The organism is Chloroflexota bacterium, assembly GCA_018829775.1.
In the GTDB taxonomy this organism is placed as follows: domain Bacteria; phylum Chloroflexota; class Dehalococcoidia; order Dehalococcoidales; family RBG-16-60-22; genus E44-bin89.
Genome location: JAHJTL010000026.1, coordinates 1 through 18,418, shown reverse-complemented (window position 1 = coordinate 18,418; position 18,418 = coordinate 1). Strand labels below are relative to the sequence as shown.

The window sequence follows — 18,418 nt, the reverse complement described above, 5'->3', positions numbered from 1 at the left end:
GGATTTAGAAATGAAAACTTTCGATTTATCTGAAAAAGTCGCCTTAATTATAGGTGGTAGTCAAGGGATTGGCTTTGCAATAGCTAAAGGACTGGCGGCTGCCGGAGCTACCATCATTATTGCAAACCGTAATATTGAGAATGGACAGAGAGCGGCCAAATCTTTAAAGAAAGACGGATTTCAAGCTGTAGCTATTCCCACTGACATCACTAATAGATCTTCAGTAGAATCCTTAATTTCACAAGTCATAAATGACTTTAAACGAATAGATATCCTGGTCAACAGCGCAGGCGCTATGGTAAGAAAACCAGTAGAGAATATCACCGAAGAGGATTGGGAATATGTTATAAATACCAATCTAAAAGGACTTTTCTTTTGCTGCCAGATCGCTGGCAGGGAAATGATTCGACAGAAAAAAGGAAGAATAATCAATATTTCTTCTTTGCGGTCTCAAAAAATGGCACCAAACCGATCTGTCTATGCCATATCAAAGGGAGGGGTTTCCAATTTAACTCGAGTTTTCGCTTATGAATGGGGAAAACACAACATAACGGTCAATGCCATAGCCCCTGGCACCGTCATCACAGAATTTAACCGCAAACACTTCGAAGAGCATCCAGATGATTTAGCTGAGATAGTCAAGTCTATACCTAAAGGAAGGCCAGGCTATCCATCAGATTGTGTAAGCGCCGCCTTATTTTTAGCATCAGATGAGTCTGATTTTGTTACTGGCCAGATATTATTCGCAGACGGAGGCACATCCATCTGTTAAAAAGTATTAAAATGACTTAAAGGAAAGGGCTTAAATATTTTAAATTAAAGTTGAACCCGATTTTTTAAGTCCATTTTGTTATTAGCTAAGTATTTCAGTGATTGTCCTGACAATGCCAAAACTCGTTGCCATGACAACATAATTCAAACAATTACCTCGTCAATACAAGAATTCAGTTCCCAAAAGAATAGACAATCGCCCATATTGTCAAATGGTTCACTTTATGGTAATCTGTGTTCTATAATTATGGTGAAGAGGAAGGCAAAACCAGCTGCAGACAGGGGTCTCCGCATCGCAACCACCGGCGACATTGAAGTCTCCACTTACCTCGAAATTGCCACAAAGATAGGCGGAGAACAACCGTCGGTGACCGAGGAAGCGGTCTCCGGAGCGGAACGCGAAGCAATCATTGTTATCGATTTTGGCTCCCAGTATAGTTTGCTTATCGCACGTCGCGTGCGCGAGTGCCAGGTTTACTGCGAACTGGTACCCCATGACGCCCCCTGGGAAAAGATAGCCCCGCTCAATCCCCGGGGCTTCATTCTTTCCGGCGGACCAAGGAGCGTTTACGAGCCAAATGCCCCGCTGGCCCCATCTTATATCTACGAAAGCCATTTGCCGGTGCTTGGTATCTGCTACGGTATGGGAGTTATCGCCAGGCAACTCGGCGGTGTGGTAGCCCCGGGAACAAAGCGCGAGTACGGCCACGCCGTCCTCCATTTGAGCAACCCCGAGTCGCCACTGTTTGCCGATTTACCCGAGTCCACACCGGTCTGGATGAGCCACGGTGACAAAATTGAAGAGATGCCGCCCGGTTTCAATGCCATCGCCTACACGGAGAACTCCCCCGTTGCTGTCATGGGCAATGGGGACGGCATTTTCGGACTCCAGTTCCACCCTGAGGTCGCTCACACCCCGGAGGGGAAAACTATATTGCGCAATTTTGTGTACCACGTATGTGGCTGCAAGGGCAACTGGACAATGGGCAGCTTCATCAATGAGAGCATCGCTCGAATCAAGGATAGTGTGGGCGATGGCAAGGTCATCTGCGCCCTCTCCGGCGGCGTCGACTCGGCAGTGGTCGCCACGCTTATTTACCGTGCCATTGGGGACCAGCTTACCTGCATCTTTGTCAATAACGGGTTGCTGCGCCGCGAGGAAGTGGAGAGAACGCTCAAGGTATTCCAGCAAAACCTGGGCATGAATATTCGCTACGTTGACGCGACCGACCGGTTCCTCGCCCGCCTGAAAGGCGTTATCGACCCGGAAGTGAAACGCAAGGTCATTGGCGAGGAGTTTATCCACGTCTTTGAAGAAGAAGCGGATAAGGCGGGCAAGGTTGATTTCCTTGCACAGGGAACGCTGTATCCGGACGTTATTGAGAGCATATCCTCGGTGAGCAGCATATCCGCTAAAATAAAGACCCATCACAATGTTGGCGGTCTGCCGGCCAGAATGACCCTAAAACTCCTTGAGCCGCTGCGATATCTCTTCAAGGATGAGGTGCGCCAGGTGGGGCTGGAGCTGGGCCTTCCCGAAGAAATGGTCTGGCGGCAGCCCTTCCCCGGCCCCGGACTGGCCATACGCATCATCGGGGAGGTAACCTGGGAAAAACTTGAGATTTTACGCAGCGCCGACTTCATCGTCATGAATGAGATTAAGAAGGCGAAGCTTTACCACCAACTCTGGCAGAGTTTCGCCATCCTCCCCGGCGTTCACAGTGTGGGCGTGATGGGCGACTACCGGACATACGGCCACGTGATTGCCATACGCGCGGTAACCAGTGAAGACGCCATGACTGCAGACTGGGCACGCATGCCCTATGATGTCATGGCACGTATCTCAAATCGCATTGTCAACGAAGTGCCCGAGGTTAACCGCGTCGTTTTGGATATAACCTCCAAACCACCCTCAACCATAGAGTGGGAGTAAACCTTAACTAAAATAAAGAGGTAAGTTAAATTAAAATACTCGTTGTCGGGAGTGGGGCACGGGAGCACACACTGGTCTTGAAGCTGGCGCAGAGCCCGAAAGTAAATGAGCTGTTTGCCGCGCCGGGAAACGCCGGTACGGCACAGCAGGCCCATAACCTACCCATAAGCCCCACCGACATCGAAGCGCTGCTCAAGGCAGTCAAGGAAAATAATGTCGACCTGATTGTTGTCGGTCCGGAGGCACCGCTGGCAGCGGGCATCGTGGATGTTTTTAATAAGGAAGGCCTGTCTATCTTTGGACCGAGTCAGAACGCCGCCCAGATTGAGGCCAGCAAGGTATTCGCCAAAGAGCTGATGCAGAAATACAACATTCCCTGCGCCCGCAGCGCCAGCTTCTCCGACTACGCTCAGGCCAAAGAATACGTTAAACGGCAGACACTGCCGGTTGTTATTAAGGCTGATGGGCTGGCGGCGGGGAAGGGCGTCGTCGTTGCCGAATCCACCGGGCAGGCCCTTGATGCTCTGGCCAGCTTTATGGAATCGAAAACACTGGGCACGGCGGGAGAGCAGATAGTGGTGGAGGAGTATCTTTCCGGCAGGGAGATGAGCGCGTTCGCCTTCACCGATGGCACCGCCGTCGTTCCCATGGTGCCTGCCTGTGATTATAAACGTATCTTTGACGGCGACCGTGGGCCCAATACCGGCGGTATGGGCAGCTACAGTCCGCCATATTTTCTCAATTCACAACTCGAAACGTCGGTCAGGGAAACCATCATGGAACCGACGGTAAAAGCTCTGCGCAGGGAAAACCGGCTTTATAAAGGTGTGCTTTACAGTGGTTTGATGATTACCAATAACGGCCCAAAAGTGTTAGAATTTAATGCCCGGTTCGGTGACCCGGAAACGCAGGTGGTGCTGCCCAGGCTACGCACCGACCTGGTAGATATTTTTGTAGCCGTCGTGGATAATAGACTTGACCAGGTGCAGGTACAGTGGAGCGAGGAAGCTTGCGTTGGCGTGGTGATGGCCTCTGCCGGGTATCCGGGGAGCTATCAGACCGGGTTTCCAATTTCCGGGCTGAACGAGGTCGACAGAGATGTCATGGTTTTCCACGCCGGCACCAAAGCAGGGTCAGCCCCAGGTGAGGTGGTAACCAGCGGCGGCAGAGTCCTGACCGTATCGGCCACCGGAAAGGACCTCACTGAAGCAAGGGAGAAAGTATATAATAATATGGCACGTATCCATTTTGAAGGGTGCCACTACCGCAGGGATATTGCGGAAATAAAAGATAAGGGAGCTTAATATGCCGTTGGTTGGCGTGGTTATGGGTTCCAAGTCGGATACGGAAGCACTGAAACCAGCTCTGGAGATACTGGAACAGCTTGGTATTGACTACGAGGTCAATGTCATTTCCGCCCACCGCGCCCCGGAAAAGGCCCGGCAATACGGGATGACGGCCCGTGAGCGCGGCATTGAGGTCATCATCGCCGCCGCAGGGGGCGCCGCCCACCTTCCCGGTGTTCTGGCCAGCTGGTCTATCCTGCCGGTTATCGGGGTGCCGCTCGTCTCCGGGGAACTGAAAGGCGTTGATGCCCTCTACTCAATTGTCCAGATGCCGGCAGGGATACCGGTCGCCTGCGTGGCCATCGGCACCGCCGGAGCCAAGAACGCCGCCTATCTGGCCGCCGAAATTCTGGGTATCAAACATGAAAGCATTGGCAAAGCTTATGAGCAATGTCGACGCGACCTGCAAGGAGAAAGCAAATGATTGAGCGCTATTCTCGCCCCCAGATGAAGCGGGTGTGGTCGGAAGATAACAAGTTCAACAAGTGGCTTGATGTGGAAATTGCCGTCTGCGATGCCTGGGCGGAGATAGGCGTCGTGCCCCGCGAGGCCATCCCGAAAATCAAGCTGGCCAAGTGCAACCTCAGGCGCATGGAAGAGATACTCAAGGAAACCCGCCACGATATGACGGCATTCCTCGGCTCGGTAGCAGAGAGCCTGGGCGAGGAATCGCGCTTCATCCATCTCGGGCTTACCTCGTCGGACGTCATGGACACGGCGCTCAGCTTGCAACTGGTGGAGGCTACCGAACTGCTCACTGTAGACGTTAAAGAGTTTATTACGGTACTGGCACAGAAAGCCATGGAGCACAAATATACCCCGATGATCGGACGCACACATGGCGTTCACGCCGAGCCAATTACCTTTGGTTTAAAGCTGGCAGTATGGGTTGAAGAGATGAGGCGCAACCTGCAGCGCCTTGGCGAGGCTAAAAAGGCCATCGCCGTGGGCAAGATATCCGGTGCCGTCGGCACCTATGCCACCGTCCCGCCAGAGGTAGAACAGCGGGCCTGCCGGAAACTGGGTCTGCTCCCCGCGCCGGTATCCAGCCAGATATTACAGCGCGACCGCCATGCCCAGTTTATGACCACGCTGGCCATCATCGCCAGCTCACTGGAAAAGTTCGCCGTCGAGATTAGAGGGCTCCAGAAGACAGAAGTCGGAGAAGTGGGAGAACCTTTCGGCACCGGCCAGACTGGTTCCTCGGCCATGCCCCACAAGCGCAACCCTGAACTCTGTGAGCGAATCAGCGGTCTGGCCCGATTGGTAAGGGGCTATGCCCTTACTGCAATGGAAAATATCGCGCTCTGGCATGAGCGTGATATAAGCCATTCCTCCACGGAACGCGTTATACTTCCCGATTCCTGCCTGCTGGTTGATTACTGCCTGTCCCTCTTTACCTCAATAATCAAGGGGATGCAGGTCTTTCCACAGCGAATGAAAAAGAACATGGAACTCACCAAAGGCCTTGTCTTTTCCCAGCGGGTGATGCTGGCACTTATCGACAAAGGCTTCTCCCGGCAGAAAGCATATGAGCTGGTGCAGCGCAATGCCATGAAATCCTGGAAAGGGAATAAGGACTTCCGCAGCCTGTTAAAAGCCGACCCGGAAGTCGCTGAAATCCTGCCCCAGCCGGAACTCGAGTCGTTGTTTGATTACCAGTACTACCTGAGACACGTAGACGAAATCTTTGAGCGATTGGGATTGACCAAAGCGCAGTGGAAAGACGCCATATCATAATCGACAAATTTAACGCCGAGAGTCGTGTAACGTATATCTACCGAGGTTGAGGTACTATGGAAGGGAAGCAATCGACTGACGAGATTCGCAGAGTGGCAATGGCACTGGACAACGCGATAGAAAACAAAAGGCTGGACGCGGTCCTGTCATGCTTTGCCGACGACTGTGAAATCGAGTTGCTGCGCCACAGCCTCTATGGAAAGGCCGGCGTAGAAAAGTGGTTCGACTGGCTGTTCAAAAACATCCGTCAGATCAAAGTTCAACCCGTTATAATTATGGCTGAGGGAAATATCCTGTTTGAGGAATTCATCATTCGGGCACGGCTGCACAGCGGGCCGGAGGTAAAGTCCAAGCAGTCTGAAGTCCTTGTTTTTGAGAACGATAAAATAAAATGCCTGCGCCTCTACTTCGACAGGCTCGATTTTGCTGATACGGTGGCCAAAGACCCGGTAAGCAAAGCCGTAGTGAGCCGCATCCTCAAGAAATCCGTGGAAGGCTTAACCGACTAAACATTAAGGATACCGGAGTTTAAGATATGGGAAATGATTTATCAGTGATAAGAGGGACAGACCTCCCTCTACCGTTATTCATCAAAGGCAAAGTGCGTGATACCTATGACCTGGGGAATCACCTCCTCATCATCGCCACCGACCGCATCTCCGCCTTTGATTTCGTATTGCCCAGCGCCATTCCCTGTAAAGGTCTCGTCCTGAACCAGCTGTCTGTTTTCTGGTTCAGGCATACATCAGAAATCGTACCCAACCATCTGGTGGAGACGGTTCAGGATGTCCATTGTCTTGACACCTATATCGCTGCCGAAAATCGCTTCCCCTGCCCTGCCTATCTGGTCGGGCGCTCCATGGTGGTTAAAAAAGTAAAGCGCATCCCGGTTGAATGCGTCGTGCGCGGCTACCTCGCCGGTTCCGGCTGGGCTGAATACCAGGAACAGGGCAAGGTGGCCGGTTTCACGCTGCCAAAGAGGCTCCGGGAGAGCCAGAAGCTGCCTGAGCCACTGTTCACCCCAACGACCAAAGCAGAATCCGGGCATGACCTGCCCATCACCATGGATGAGGTCGAAAAGGAGGTCGGTGAAAAAAGAGCCCTCGAAATAAAAGAGAAAAGCCTGGCCATTTATAATTACGCACAGGAGTACGCCGCCAAACGGGGTATAATCATCGCCGATACGAAGATGGAATTCGGGCTGGATGGAGACCGGCTCATTCTGATTGATGAACTGCTAACACCGGATTCATCACGCATCTGGGAGTCCGGTCTATATCAGGTCGGTCAGGCGCAGCCCAGCTACGATAAACAACCGCTTCGCGACTGGCTGGTGGAATCGGGGTGGAACAAGGAACCGCCCGCCCCACCGCTGCCACCCGATGTTGTTAACGCAACGTCCCGCAGGTATATCCAGGCATACGAGAGGATTACCGGCCAGGCACTAAAATAATTACTCACATAGTATTGAACAAAGTATAAAATCTCGGGCAAAGAGGAAATAGAGCCGGGAAGGAGATACCATGCCATTTCGATTGGGTCCATGGGAAATCGCCCTAATCGTGGTAGTCATTCTCATCGTTTTCGGTGTGGGCAAGTTGCCACAAATTGGCGGAGCTATGGGGAAGGGTATACGTAACTTCAGGAAAGGACAGCGCGGTGAAGGTTTTGAAGAAGAGGAGGAAGAAAAAGAACTGCCAAAACCAAGAAAAACCGCCCGGAAATCATCGAAGTAATAATTCGATTTATCCTGCAAAAATAATGTTGACAAATAACTCGAATATAATTTATACTTACGCAAGTGTAATTCACGTCCAATACAGGTAACATTTCCCGCTTAATCTGGGTAATATTTTGCGCTTAATATAGGATATATTCCAATAAGGAGGTATTTATGGAGCTTAATAGGAGAGATTTTCTCAAAACATCTGGTACCGCCATAGGCGGCATTTTTATTTTCGGGGCACTTAACCCTGATTTTGCTCAAGCGGTAACTCACAAAGTTATTCCCCTGAAAAAGAGAATAGGTGAAAAGAGCACCATCTGTCCATACGATGCCTCTGGTTGCGGATTTCTTGTGGCGGCACAGAACGGCAAAGTGGTCAACATTGAAGGCGACCCTGACCATCCCATCAACCGAGGTGGAGGCTGTGCCAAAGGCGCCTCCATGCGACAACTTTCCGCGGATAATCCCTGGCGTCTGAGCAAAGTCCTGTACCGGCGTTCCGGTGGGACCGATTGGGAGGAAACATCCTGGGATTGGGCGCTAACGGAGATAGCGCGGCGCATTAAAGACACCAGAGATGCCAGTTTTATCGGGCAAAACAGCAAGGGCGACCTGGTAAACCGCACCGAAGCCATTGCCAATCTTGGAGGTTCCGCTCTAGATAACGAGGAATGTTACCTCCTGGTGAAATTGGCACGGGCACTTGGTCTGGTGTATATTGAACACCACGCCCGTATATGACATTCCCCCACTGTCGCCAGTTTGGCGGAGACGTTCGGCCGAGGGGCCATGACCAACCACTGGAATGACATCGCGAACTCCGATGCCATAATGGCCATCGGTTCCAATCCTGCAGAAAACCACCCGGCAGCATTTGGCCATATCACGGAAGCCAAAGAAAAGGGTGCCAAGCTCATCAGCATCGACCCCAGGTTCACCAGAACCTCGGCCAAAGCTGATATCTACTCTCCATTGCGGTCAGGCACTGACATTGCCTTTATCGACGGCATGATAAAGTGGGTGCTGGATGATATTGACAGTAATCCCGGTAATTACAACATGACCTACATCACGGAATATACCAATGCCGCTTACCTCATCAACCCTGACTACAAGGGACCTGCTGAGCTGGATGGCCTGTTCTCTGGCTATGCCGGGGGCCACAATGAAACCGATGGTGGTAAGAGAAAATACGATAAATCCAGCTGGCAGTTCCAGCTTGACGAAAAGGGTATCCCCAAGAGGGACATGAGCCTCAAAGACCCCAACTGCGTTTTCCAGCTCATGAAGAAGCACTTCGCTCGCTATACCCCGGAGATGGTATCCCATATAACCGGTGCCCCCGTTGACACCTTCCTGCAGGTCTGCCAGACATATGCTGCCAGCGGCCAGGTAGGGAAAGCAGGCACCATTCTCTACGCCATGGGAACCACCCAGCACACCTACGGCGCACAGAATATCCGCTCTTACTGTATCCTCCAGCTTTTACTCGGCAATATCGGAATTGCCGGTGGCGGCATTAACGCCATGCGAGGCGAGTCCAACGTTCAGGGCTCTACCGACCACTGTCTACTGTTCCATATTCTGCCTGGCTACCTGAAAACGCCGCTGAACACTGATACCTCCCTGGACAAGTACCTGGAACGTGTTACTCCCAAGAGCAACGACCCCAAGAGCGCCAACTGGTGGCAGAATACGCCTAAATATATGGTCAGCCTGCTCAAGACCTGGTACGGTGATGCCGCCTCTGCAGGTAATCAATTTGGCTATCACTACCTGCCAAAGATTGAAGGCGGCGTCGACTACTCCCACATCTCACTGTTTGAGGCCATGTACTCCGGCATAATCAAAGGATTGATGTGCTGGGGCCAGAACCCTGCTGTGGGCGGACCTAACGCCAATCTGGAACGGCAGGCGATGGATAAACTCGACTGGCTGGTGGTTACCGATCTCTGGGAGACCGAGACAGCCAATTTCTGGAAACGCCCGGGGGCAAACCCGGCCGATATTAAGACTGAAGTCTTCCTCCTCCCCGCCCTTAATTCCTTTGAGAAAGAGGGCAGCGTTACCAATAGCGGCCGCTGGAGCCAGTGGCGTTATAAAGCCGCTGATGGTCCGGGTGCCGCCCAGGATGACCTCTGGATGTTAGACCGGCTGGCCCGAAAGCTCAGGGAACTCTACGTCAATGAGGGCGGCCCCAATGCCGAAGCGATAACTCAACTCATGTGGAACTACGGACACGAGCACCCTGACGTGCACGCGGTAGCCAAGGAGATAAATGGCTACGACTTAACTGCCGGTCAGCTGCTGCCTAGCTTCGGTAAGCTGAAGGATGATGGCACCACCACATCCGGAAACTGGCTCTACTGTGGCAGCTATACCGAGGACGGCAATATGGCTGCCCGCCGCGATTCAACTCCCGGCCCATTCAATATCGGGCTCTATCCAAAATGGTCCTGGTGCTGGCCGGTTAACCGGCGTATCATTTACAACCGGGCCTCCGTTGACCTCAATGGTGAGCCGTGGGACAAGGAGCACCCGGTTATCTGGTGGCAGGATGGCAAATGGGTCGGTGATGTACCCGATGGTGGCTGGCCGCCGATGGCCGTTGACCCGGAAAAGACCAAGTATCCCTTCATCATGAAGCCAGAGGGACATGCCCGCTTCTTCGGTCCCGGAATGGCCGAAGGACCTCTCCCCGAGCACTACGAGCCGTGGGAAGCTCCAATACAGAACCCCATGTCAAAGCAGCAGAACAACCCGGCGTTCAAAATATGGAGACCAGAGGAACAGGGAACCCCGGATAAGTATCCAATAGTATGCAGCACCTACCGTGTCTCTGAACACTGGCAGGGCGGGCAGATGACCAGAAACAATCCGTGGTTGATCGAAATGCAGCCTGAACCATTCGTCGAGATGAGTGAGGAACTGGCTGTGGAGAAAGGGATAGCCAACGGTGAGAAAGTTATCGTGGAATCAACCCGAGGCCAGGTCAGTGTAAAAGCCATGATAACCAAACGCTTCAAGCCCTTCCAGTTGAACGGGAAGAAGGTGCACCAGGTAGGCATACCCTGGCACTGGGGCTTCACCGGACTCTCCACGGGAGACAGTGCCAACATTCTCACACCGCATGTGGGTGATGCGAATACAATGATTCCCGAGTATAAAGCTTTCCTGGTTAACGTCCGCAAGGCATAGATGGTGAATGCTGAATAGTTGGAGGTAACGATGGCTGAAAAAGCAATATTATATGACGCAACACGGTGCACAGCTTGCCGGGGCTGTCAGGCCGCCTGCAAGCAATGGAACGAGAACGATGAATTTATTCCCACCGTGGAAAACGGTGTACAGTCGGTAAACCGCGGGAGCTACGAGAACCCTCCCGACCTCTCTCCGACCACCTGGCTCAAGATGGAGTTCCGCGAAATCGACCCCGGTGGAATGGTGAGATGGCTTTTCACTCGACGCTCCTGCATGCACTGTACCGAAGCGGGTTGCGTTAAGGTGTGCCCCAGCGGCGCTTTATACCATCATGAGCTCGGCTTTGTCGCTTATAATAAAGATATCTGCACCGGCTGTGGCTACTGTATTGATGCCTGCCCCTTCCAGGTGCCGCGTTCCGAGCGCAACCTGATTTCCGGCATCGCAAAAATGGATAAGTGCACTCTCTGCACCACCCCTGGTCTGGACCGCATTGCCGAGGGCTGGGAACCGGCCTGCGTGAAGACCTGCCCGCCAAATGCGTTGCAATACGGCGACCGTAGCCAGCTCGTCGCGGAGGGTAAAAAACGCGTCGAAGCGTTAAGGGCTAAAGGGTGGACCAATGCCAACCTCTATGGTGAAAAAGAATTAGGCGGACTGCACGTGATGTATGTCCTTGATGACCATCCCGCCGTTTATGGACTGCCAGTAAATCCGCAGATTTCCGCTGCTACCATCGCCTGGCAGGATGTAATGCAACCGATTGGCTGGGTAGCGGGCGGGTTAACCATCCTGGGACTGGGCATGAATTACTTTGTCGCCCGGGCCAATGCAAACAAGGAGAAGGAGAAGAAAGATGCCGCAAGAAGTTGAGAAGTACAGAAAACCAACGCGCGTACTGCACTGGGTACATGCTGGTGCTTTTGTCGCTTTGTTTCTTACCGGGCTTGTGCTGTTTGTCCCTGGCCTGGGTGTTATTGCGCAGGATAGCTGGAGCCGTGTGATACATCGCATTGCCGCAGCTATATTTATCATAGCGCCACTTATTTACATCCCCATGAACTGGAAATCAACGAAGGAAGGGGTAAAGTCAGCCTTTTCCTGGGCAAGCAGTGACATGGGCTGGCTAAAAGCGGCACCGCGGTTTTATTTCCTTGGGGACAAGAGTACCATGCCACCCCAAGGCCATATGAACACCGGCCAAAAAATGTGGTGGTTCTTAGTTATAATCTTCGGGACTGCTTTTGTCATAACCGGTCTTATCATGTGGTTTGGTAAGACAACGCTGGCACCGTCTGTTTTACTGTGGACGGTTTTTCTACACGACATCGCTTTCATTGTCACCGGGGTAATGCTGTTTGTCCACATCTACCTTGGTGTGCTACATCCGCTGATGACCGAGTCCTGGAGCGCTATGGCGAGGGGCAAAATATCATCTGAGTATGCCAAGACACATCATGCCAAGTGGTATGAAGAGGTCACCAAAGGGAAAGAGGTGGAAAGCTAGTTGCCTACACAGACTGATGTAATTATCAGCTTTTTGGAGGAGAAGGAAAGAAAAGAAGGGATACTCCCGAAACTCTTAGAGTTCTACCGTAAATTACTACAAGTTCAATCTCAAGTTGAAAAAAAGCTGACTTCGCGACTTGAACCGAGTTTGAGCCGCGATGCCACTAGTAAGCGGACCAATGATGGAGTTCCCCTTATCTCTTTTGATGAGCTCGCTCTCGATTGGCAGTTACTGGTTACTACTTTCGATGAGATCAAGATTATTTTCGCCAGCTATGCAGCGATATTCAAATCCAATTACGAGGGATTGGCAGAACTAGAAGCGGATGTTCTTCTTACAAGGCCAGTACTCAAGCAATGGTTCGAAAAACAAAAGCTGCCCTCAAGGATTTCAGCTAAGGACGCAGACAATAAACTCATAAATTCGATTATCCACGCAACTATAAAACCCTTCCTGGTGAGTCATGCCAAAACCCTGAGAGATTCCATTGACCATGAGCGATGGCGCCGCAGTTATTGTCCGATATGCGGAGGAAGTGCGGACTTCGCTTTTCTGGATACCGAACGCGGCTCAAGGTGGCTTTTATGTTCTCGTTGTGATACTGAATGGCCCTTTCAACGCCTTCAATGTCCCTATTGTGATACCCAGGACCAGAATGACCTGTCGTACTTTGTAGACGATTCAGGTCTATACCGGCTTTACACTTGCGAGCGATGCAAACATTACCTTAAAACAATAGACCTGCGACAAACCGAAGGCCAGGTTATATTACCACTTGAACGTTTCCATACCTTGGATATGGACCGCCAGGCGGTCGAAATGGGCTACAAACCTTACGATAAAACCACCAGAGTTCCCAAATCCACATATAAAGACAAACATACTAGGCAGAAGTAATAATTAGTTCCATCTTGTGCCTTGTGTCCCTAATCGGGGCCATGAAATCTTTAGCGACCAGAAGCTTCATTTAAGATTGGAAAGACATTAATCTAGTTTGTTGCGAAACTATTGGTTGATGAGCAGTTTGGAAGTGCTATCCTTGAGTTCTAAATATTTGCGATAAATACTCTCTGCTTTAAGAGTATCGTGTTTTTGCATTAACTGTCGCCCAACCAAAAAGCCTTCATTAAACCCTGCTCTGTAAGTATGTGAATAATATTTCAACTTGCTAAATATTTCATCCCTTTCCATTTGTTCACTAGCCAAGCCCATTACGTTTTCCAACTCTATTTCTGTGTCAATCTGCTCAGTCGCCAGTTTTATATTAAGCTGCTCAAATTCTTGTATAAGATCTCGGTCAACATTTTTATTCTCCATTTTGCTTCTCCTTCACTTCGTTTTCACATGCCAGAGGATATGTCAGGTGATCAATTAATATTCGATAATAACTGCCTGAATTCCCATTGCTCATAATAGTCAAAAGGCGTGATAATCATTTTGTTTACGCTAAAGACCATAATGCTCATCGATCATCATTGAACCCATTCTATTATTTTGAAGTTACGAAAAGATTAAAATCAGCGTGGAAATAATTACAGATTGATTACAAATTGATTACAAGTTGTTAAGTAAAAAACATTTCACCAGATTATTTCATAAATTCTCTGGCAACCTAAGCCACAGAATGAACACATTGCCTAATAGAGCATATTTGATTACTCATAGCACTATGTAGGGCTTAACCTAGCGCATTCATACACTCGTTCCACGCACAAACCTGCAGGCTATTTCGCTCCATAAGTATTCTAGTTTTGGAATATATTTTTGGTATTTCATATTGGCAAACTTGTATCAAGGGACTAACCTCAAAGTAAAAATCAAGTGTTAGCATACATCAAATTATTAACTATGAAATGAATACGCTTCATGGCAGAATTGATTAGTTATGCTAAGAGAAAACATTTTAAAAGTACTACTTTCCAGACAATAGTGTATGATGATTATGTTCTAGTGATAGATATTGGTTGCAGTATTTTGTCTATTTGATAATAAATAGCGTCTTATTTCACAGCTGCCAGAACTGCCCGCTCAATTTCAAACACTGTTAAATCACGGCCTTTGGGTTTAATATAGCGCTCAAGATACTCTTCATGACCAACATCTTCAATTAGAGATAGGGAATATTTTGACAAATACTCATGCATCTCGGCAGGATCAAAACCACAAAACCAGAGTGGATTCTTCTTTTTAAGAGTGAATTTATACAGGCTATTTAAACCGTCGGGGATATGGCTGCCATTAATAAAACTTTTTAGAATGTAGGTAAAAACAATTCTACTGCCAGTGGAAGCCTGGGCAACATATTTTATGGTATTATCAATTGCTTCTTTAGAAATATACTGTGTTACACCTTCCCATATAAAAAGAGTTTTAGAAGATAAAGTATATCCTGCTTTCTTCAACTCCTCACCAAGATCTTGACTGTTAAAATCAATAGGAACCAGAGAAACATTGGAAGGAAGTTCTCCGACTTTTTTGTCGATGTATGATCTTTTGACTTTCTGTGATTCAGGAAAATCTAATTCAAAGTATTTTATATTTTCAATGCCAGAAATACGAAAAGCACGGGTATCCATACCGGCTCCCAGGTTAACAACTGTTCCAACTCCTTCCTTAATGGCGTTGTTTAATACATCATCTATATAGCGTGTGCGGCAAATAAGTCCCCCAATTACTCCGGGTGTTAATCTTTCTCTTATCTTTATCAAAAAGTTCAATATTTTAGGAGAACGCATTAAAATCACGAGAAATTTATAAAAGGGTGATAGAAATTTCTCAGAATAGGGGTCTTCAAAAAGCCGTTTATCTTCTGGCAATAAATTTTCCTGCGCCCGCATTATAGCAGGACCATAACCGGTAGAACTTTGTTTCATAATACTACCTTATATTGCAGTAGTATAAATTATACGGGGGAAAGTCTCCATGTCAATTGATAAATCTTCCTTTATTGCTTCATGGTTTCACGCCTCGTCTTCAGGCGTGAAATTCAGCGGACCTTTTTAGCACTATTACTTTGCATCCTCTCTCCTGTAGGTTCTACGATATTACCAACCACGATTGAACTGAACTGTTATTAATATTCAATTGACAACAGTGATATAATCCCGCGTAGGGACTAGAAGGGGAGTGATGTAAAATGGAACCTATTTACAGCCGCGAGTTTCGCAACAGGCTATAAATCCACCCTTTTACAGCTATATGCTATAATTGTAGTGGATTGATATGTCCCATCGCAGCTTTGGCACTATCACAGAATCGGTATTGCTGTTAGTCTTTCCGGGGCATCTATGAGGAGCTCTCCACCAAAATGAACTCCACAGAGCGTTTGTATATTGAAGTGCGCGGTATAGTGCAGGGCGTCGGTTTCCGACCTTATGTTTACCGATTGGCCAAAAATTGTCACCTCAATGGCTGGGTACGAAATACCTCAGGAAACGTGGCTATTGAAATAGAGGGGCCTGAGGAAAACGTCAGCCAGTTTCTGGCCCTCTTGAAAGAAAGGGCTCCCTCCGCCGCCAGTGTTCAGGATGTTACCACCGAAAAACTGCCGGTTAAAGGCGATATCGATTTTGAGATAAGAAAAAGCCAGCCCGAGCCGGGGAAATATCAGCCTATCTCTCCTGACCTGGCCACCTGCCCGGAATGCCTTGAAGAGGTTTTCGACCCGGTAAACCGCCGCTACCTCTATCCGTTTACCAACTGTACCAACTGCGGTCCCCGCTTTACCATCATCAGGGACATTCCCTATGACCGCCCGCTGACCACTATGAACCGTTTTACCATGTGTCCTGAGTGTCAGGCAGAATACGATGACCCGCTTGACCGCCGCTTCCACGCCCAGCCCAACGCCTGTCCCAAATGCGGCCCCAGCCTGCAGCTCACCGATGCCAATGGAACTCCAGTACCCGGCAAGGACCCGCTACATAAAGCTGCCGAGCTCCTCCACCAGGGGTATATCATCGCCGTCAAGGGCCTTGGCGGTTTCCAGCTTGCCTGCGATGCCACGAGCCAGGAGGTCGTGGCACGCCTCAGAGAACGCAAAAAGCGACCCGGCAAACCGTTTGCCTTGATGATGGCGTCTATTGAAGAGATCAAGCGGCATTGCTATGTATCACCAGAGGAAGCCAAATTGCTCCTCTCGCCAAATGCGCCCATCGTCCTTCTCAGGTGGCGAAAAAACGCCTCAAATGTAACCGCGTCGGCAGCGGAAAATAACAAATATCTCGGTGTCATGTTGCCCTATACACCACTGCACCATATCCTCCTCCACCATGCGGCACGACCGCTGGTTATGACCAGCGGCAACCTGAGCGAGGAGCCAATCTGCCAAGACAATGATGAAGCCCTGCATCGACTTCACGGCATCGCCGATTACTTTCTGCTGCACAATCGCGATATCCGTGCCCGCTACGATGACAGCGTTTATCTGGTGGAGAGAGATAAGGCGCGCGCCATCAGGCGCGCCCGCGGCTACGCGCCTGCGCCCATTCATCTTCCTTTTAAAGCCAGTCAGGTACTGGCCTGCGGTGCCGAGGAGAAAAACACCTTCTGCCTGACCAGGGATGAATACGCCTTTCTGAGCCAGCACATCGGTGATATGGATAATGAAGAGACGGTGGAGCATTTTGAGAACACTATTGACCTCTACCGGCAACTTTTCCGCGTAAAGCCCGAAATCATTGCCTATGACCTGCACCCGGAGTACCTCTCCACCAAGTATGCTCTGAAGTACGCTACGGAGAAGGGATTGAAAACTATCGGCGTGCAGCACCATCATGCCCATATCGTCGGCTGCCTGGTGGAAAACGGATTTGACGGACAAGTCATCGGCGTCGCCTTTGACGGCGTCGGCTACGGTACCGACGGCAACCTCTGGGGCGGCGAGTTTCTGGTCTGCGATTGGGGCAATTTTGAGAGGGTAGCCCACCTTGAATATGTCCCGATGCCGGGAGGGGCTGCTGCCATTCACAAGCCATATCGCATGGCGCTCGGTTACATTTATGCCCTTCTCGGTCCGGAAACGCCACTGGATAGCCTCCCCATTATGAGTGAATTATCCGCTCATGAAGTAGATATCGTCAAAACCCAGCTGGAACGGAGGCTTAACTCACCGCTGACCTCGGGGGCGGGGCGGCTTTTCGACGCCGTGTCAGCGCTGGCTGGGGTCCGGGGGCAGGTTGACTACGAAGCTCAAGCAGCCATCGAGTTGGAAATGATAGCCCCCGATGATGTGATTCGGTTTGAACCGTACCCATTTACCATAGAAGATGATAAGCCCGCAGTAATTAAATTGCCCGAGCTCGTTTCCGCCGTAGTGAATGACGTGCGAAGCGGAATTGAGCCCGGTGTGGTCTCCGCCAGATTCCACCTGACCGTGGCACGTATCATACTGGAGACCTGTCGGTTGATTTCCCAAAAATCTAGCTTAATAACGGTGGCCTTGAGCGGTGGCGTTTTTCAAAATCGCCTGCTGCTTAACCTGGCAGTTGATGCGCTGGAAAGAGAAGGTTTTAACGTTCTCACTCATGGCCTGGTACCGTGCAACGACGGCGGTATTTCCCTCGGACAAGCGGTAATAGCCAATTATCAGATAAATAACGGTAAGGAGTAATTTACGTGTGTCTGGCCATACCGGTACGAATTAAATCGATAAACGGAATCGAGGCCGAGGTTGAAATCGGCGGCATCACCCGAAAAACAAGCCTGATGCTCACCCCTGAGGCCAAGGTGGGTGACTATGTGCTCCTCCACGCCGGCTATGCCATCAACATCCTTGACCAGGCCGAAGCGGAGGAGACGCTGGCCATATTTGCCGAAATGAGCGAACTCCTGGAGAAGGAATGAAGTTAGTCAGTGAATTTCGCCAGTCTGAGCTGGCCGCAGGCTTAGTCCGCAGCATCCACCGTCACGCTGCCAAAGAAGCACGTTTTATGGAATTCTGCGGCGGGCATACCGTGTCCATCATGAAGTCCGGTCTCCGCCAGTTGCTGCCTCCGGTGCTCACCCTTACCTCGGGGCCGGGCTGCCCGGTGTGCGTTACCGACAATGCCGACCTTGATAAAGCCATCGCCATCGCTTCGCTGCCCGATGTCATTGTTGCCTCCTTCGGCGATATGGTGAGGGTGCCCGGAAGCCATTCCAGCCTTCAGGATGCAAAAGCGGCGGGAGCGGACGTGCGCATTGTCTACTCG

Annotated in this window: 17 protein-coding genes; 15 read left to right on the top strand and 2 right to left on the bottom strand. The window is 50.3% G+C overall.

The features are described 5' to 3' along the window. The first annotated feature begins 10 nt into the window (after positions 1–10). The 12 genes from KKD83_03000 to KKD83_02945 all read left to right on the top strand — a co-directional run bounded on the left by KKD83_03000 (position 11) and on the right by KKD83_02945 (position 13,124). Positions 11–772: an SDR family oxidoreductase gene (locus tag KKD83_03000; protein MBU2535119.1), complete on the top strand. Its 762-nt coding sequence runs from the start codon at positions 11–13 to the stop codon at positions 770–772. Between the two features lie 246 nt (positions 773–1,018). Further along, complete coding sequence (gene guaA, locus KKD83_02995; GenBank protein ID MBU2535118.1) at positions 1,019–2,704, top strand: glutamine-hydrolyzing GMP synthase; 1,686 nt, start codon at positions 1,019–1,021, stop codon at positions 2,702–2,704. Positions 2,705–2,733: 29 nt separating this feature from the next. Then, positions 2,734–4,008 carry a phosphoribosylamine--glycine ligase gene (gene purD / locus KKD83_02990; protein MBU2535117.1) on the top strand — a complete coding sequence of 425 codons (1,275 nt, stop codon included), beginning with the start codon at positions 2,734–2,736 and terminating at the stop codon, positions 4,006–4,008. 1 nt (position 4,009) lies between these two features. After that, on the top strand, positions 4,010–4,474 hold the full coding sequence (gene purE / locus KKD83_02985) for a 5-(carboxyamino)imidazole ribonucleotide mutase (GenBank protein ID MBU2535116.1): 465 nt from the start codon (positions 4,010–4,012) through the stop codon (positions 4,472–4,474). Next, positions 4,471–5,790, top strand: a complete 1,320-nt coding sequence (locus KKD83_02980) for an adenylosuccinate lyase (GenBank protein MBU2535115.1) — start codon at positions 4,471–4,473, stop codon at positions 5,788–5,790. The genes purE and KKD83_02980 overlap by 4 nt, the downstream gene beginning before the upstream one ends. Before the next feature lie 56 nt (positions 5,791–5,846). Next, positions 5,847–6,299, top strand: coding sequence for a nuclear transport factor 2 family protein (locus KKD83_02975; GenBank protein ID MBU2535114.1), 453 nt, complete (start codon positions 5,847–5,849; stop codon positions 6,297–6,299). A gap of 26 nt (positions 6,300–6,325) precedes the next feature. Beyond that, positions 6,326–7,243, top strand: coding sequence for a phosphoribosylaminoimidazolesuccinocarboxamide synthase (locus tag KKD83_02970; protein ID MBU2535113.1), 918 nt, complete (start codon positions 6,326–6,328; stop codon positions 7,241–7,243). A gap of 70 nt (positions 7,244–7,313) precedes the next feature. Then, positions 7,314–7,526 (top strand): twin-arginine translocase TatA/TatE family subunit, encoded by a 213-nt coding sequence (locus KKD83_02965; protein ID MBU2535112.1) that lies wholly within the window; start codon positions 7,314–7,316, stop codon positions 7,524–7,526. Between the two features lie 158 nt (positions 7,527–7,684). Beyond that, positions 7,685–10,714 carry a formate dehydrogenase-N subunit alpha gene (gene fdnG, locus KKD83_02960; GenBank protein ID MBU2535111.1) on the top strand — a complete coding sequence of 1,010 codons (3,030 nt, stop codon included), beginning with the start codon at positions 7,685–7,687 and terminating at the stop codon, positions 10,712–10,714. A 30-nt stretch (positions 10,715–10,744) separates the two neighbouring features. Then, the gene (locus tag KKD83_02955) at positions 10,745–11,590 is read left to right on the top strand and encodes a 4Fe-4S dicluster domain-containing protein (GenBank protein MBU2535110.1); all 846 of its coding nucleotides are present in this window, start codon (positions 10,745–10,747) and stop codon (positions 11,588–11,590) included. Then, positions 11,574–12,224, top strand: coding sequence for a formate dehydrogenase subunit gamma (locus KKD83_02950; protein MBU2535109.1), 651 nt, complete (start codon positions 11,574–11,576; stop codon positions 12,222–12,224). The genes KKD83_02955 and KKD83_02950 overlap by 17 nt, the downstream gene beginning before the upstream one ends. After that, a complete protein-coding gene (locus KKD83_02945) occupies positions 12,225–13,124 on the top strand; it encodes a formate dehydrogenase accessory protein FdhE (protein MBU2535108.1) in 900 nt (299 codons plus the stop codon). Positions 13,125–13,232: 108 nt separating this feature from the next. On the opposite strand, the gene KKD83_02940 is transcribed toward KKD83_02945, so the two are convergent. Together KKD83_02940 and KKD83_02935 are read right to left on the bottom strand one after the other, a co-directional pair. After that, complete coding sequence (locus KKD83_02940; protein MBU2535107.1) at positions 13,233–13,544, bottom strand: hypothetical protein; 312 nt, start codon at positions 13,542–13,544, stop codon at positions 13,233–13,235. A gap of 683 nt (positions 13,545–14,227) precedes the next feature. Continuing rightward, positions 14,228–15,100, bottom strand: a complete 873-nt coding sequence (locus KKD83_02935; GenBank protein ID MBU2535106.1) for a class I SAM-dependent methyltransferase — start codon at positions 15,098–15,100, stop codon at positions 14,228–14,230. 434 nt (positions 15,101–15,534) lie between these two features. On the opposite strand from KKD83_02935, the gene hypF reads away from it, so the two are divergent. The 3 genes from hypF to KKD83_02920 all read left to right on the top strand — a co-directional run. Next, the gene (gene hypF, locus KKD83_02930) at positions 15,535–17,838 is read left to right on the top strand and encodes a carbamoyltransferase HypF (GenBank protein ID MBU2535105.1); all 2,304 of its coding nucleotides are present in this window, start codon (positions 15,535–15,537) and stop codon (positions 17,836–17,838) included. Positions 17,839–17,843: 5 nt separating this feature from the next. After that, positions 17,844–18,071: a HypC/HybG/HupF family hydrogenase formation chaperone gene (locus tag KKD83_02925; GenBank protein MBU2535104.1), complete on the top strand. Its 228-nt coding sequence runs from the start codon at positions 17,844–17,846 to the stop codon at positions 18,069–18,071. Further along, a partial coding sequence (locus tag KKD83_02920; protein ID MBU2535103.1) for a hydrogenase formation protein HypD occupies positions 18,068–18,418 on the top strand: 351 nt, incomplete at its 3' end. The genes KKD83_02925 and KKD83_02920, both read left to right, overlap by 4 nt.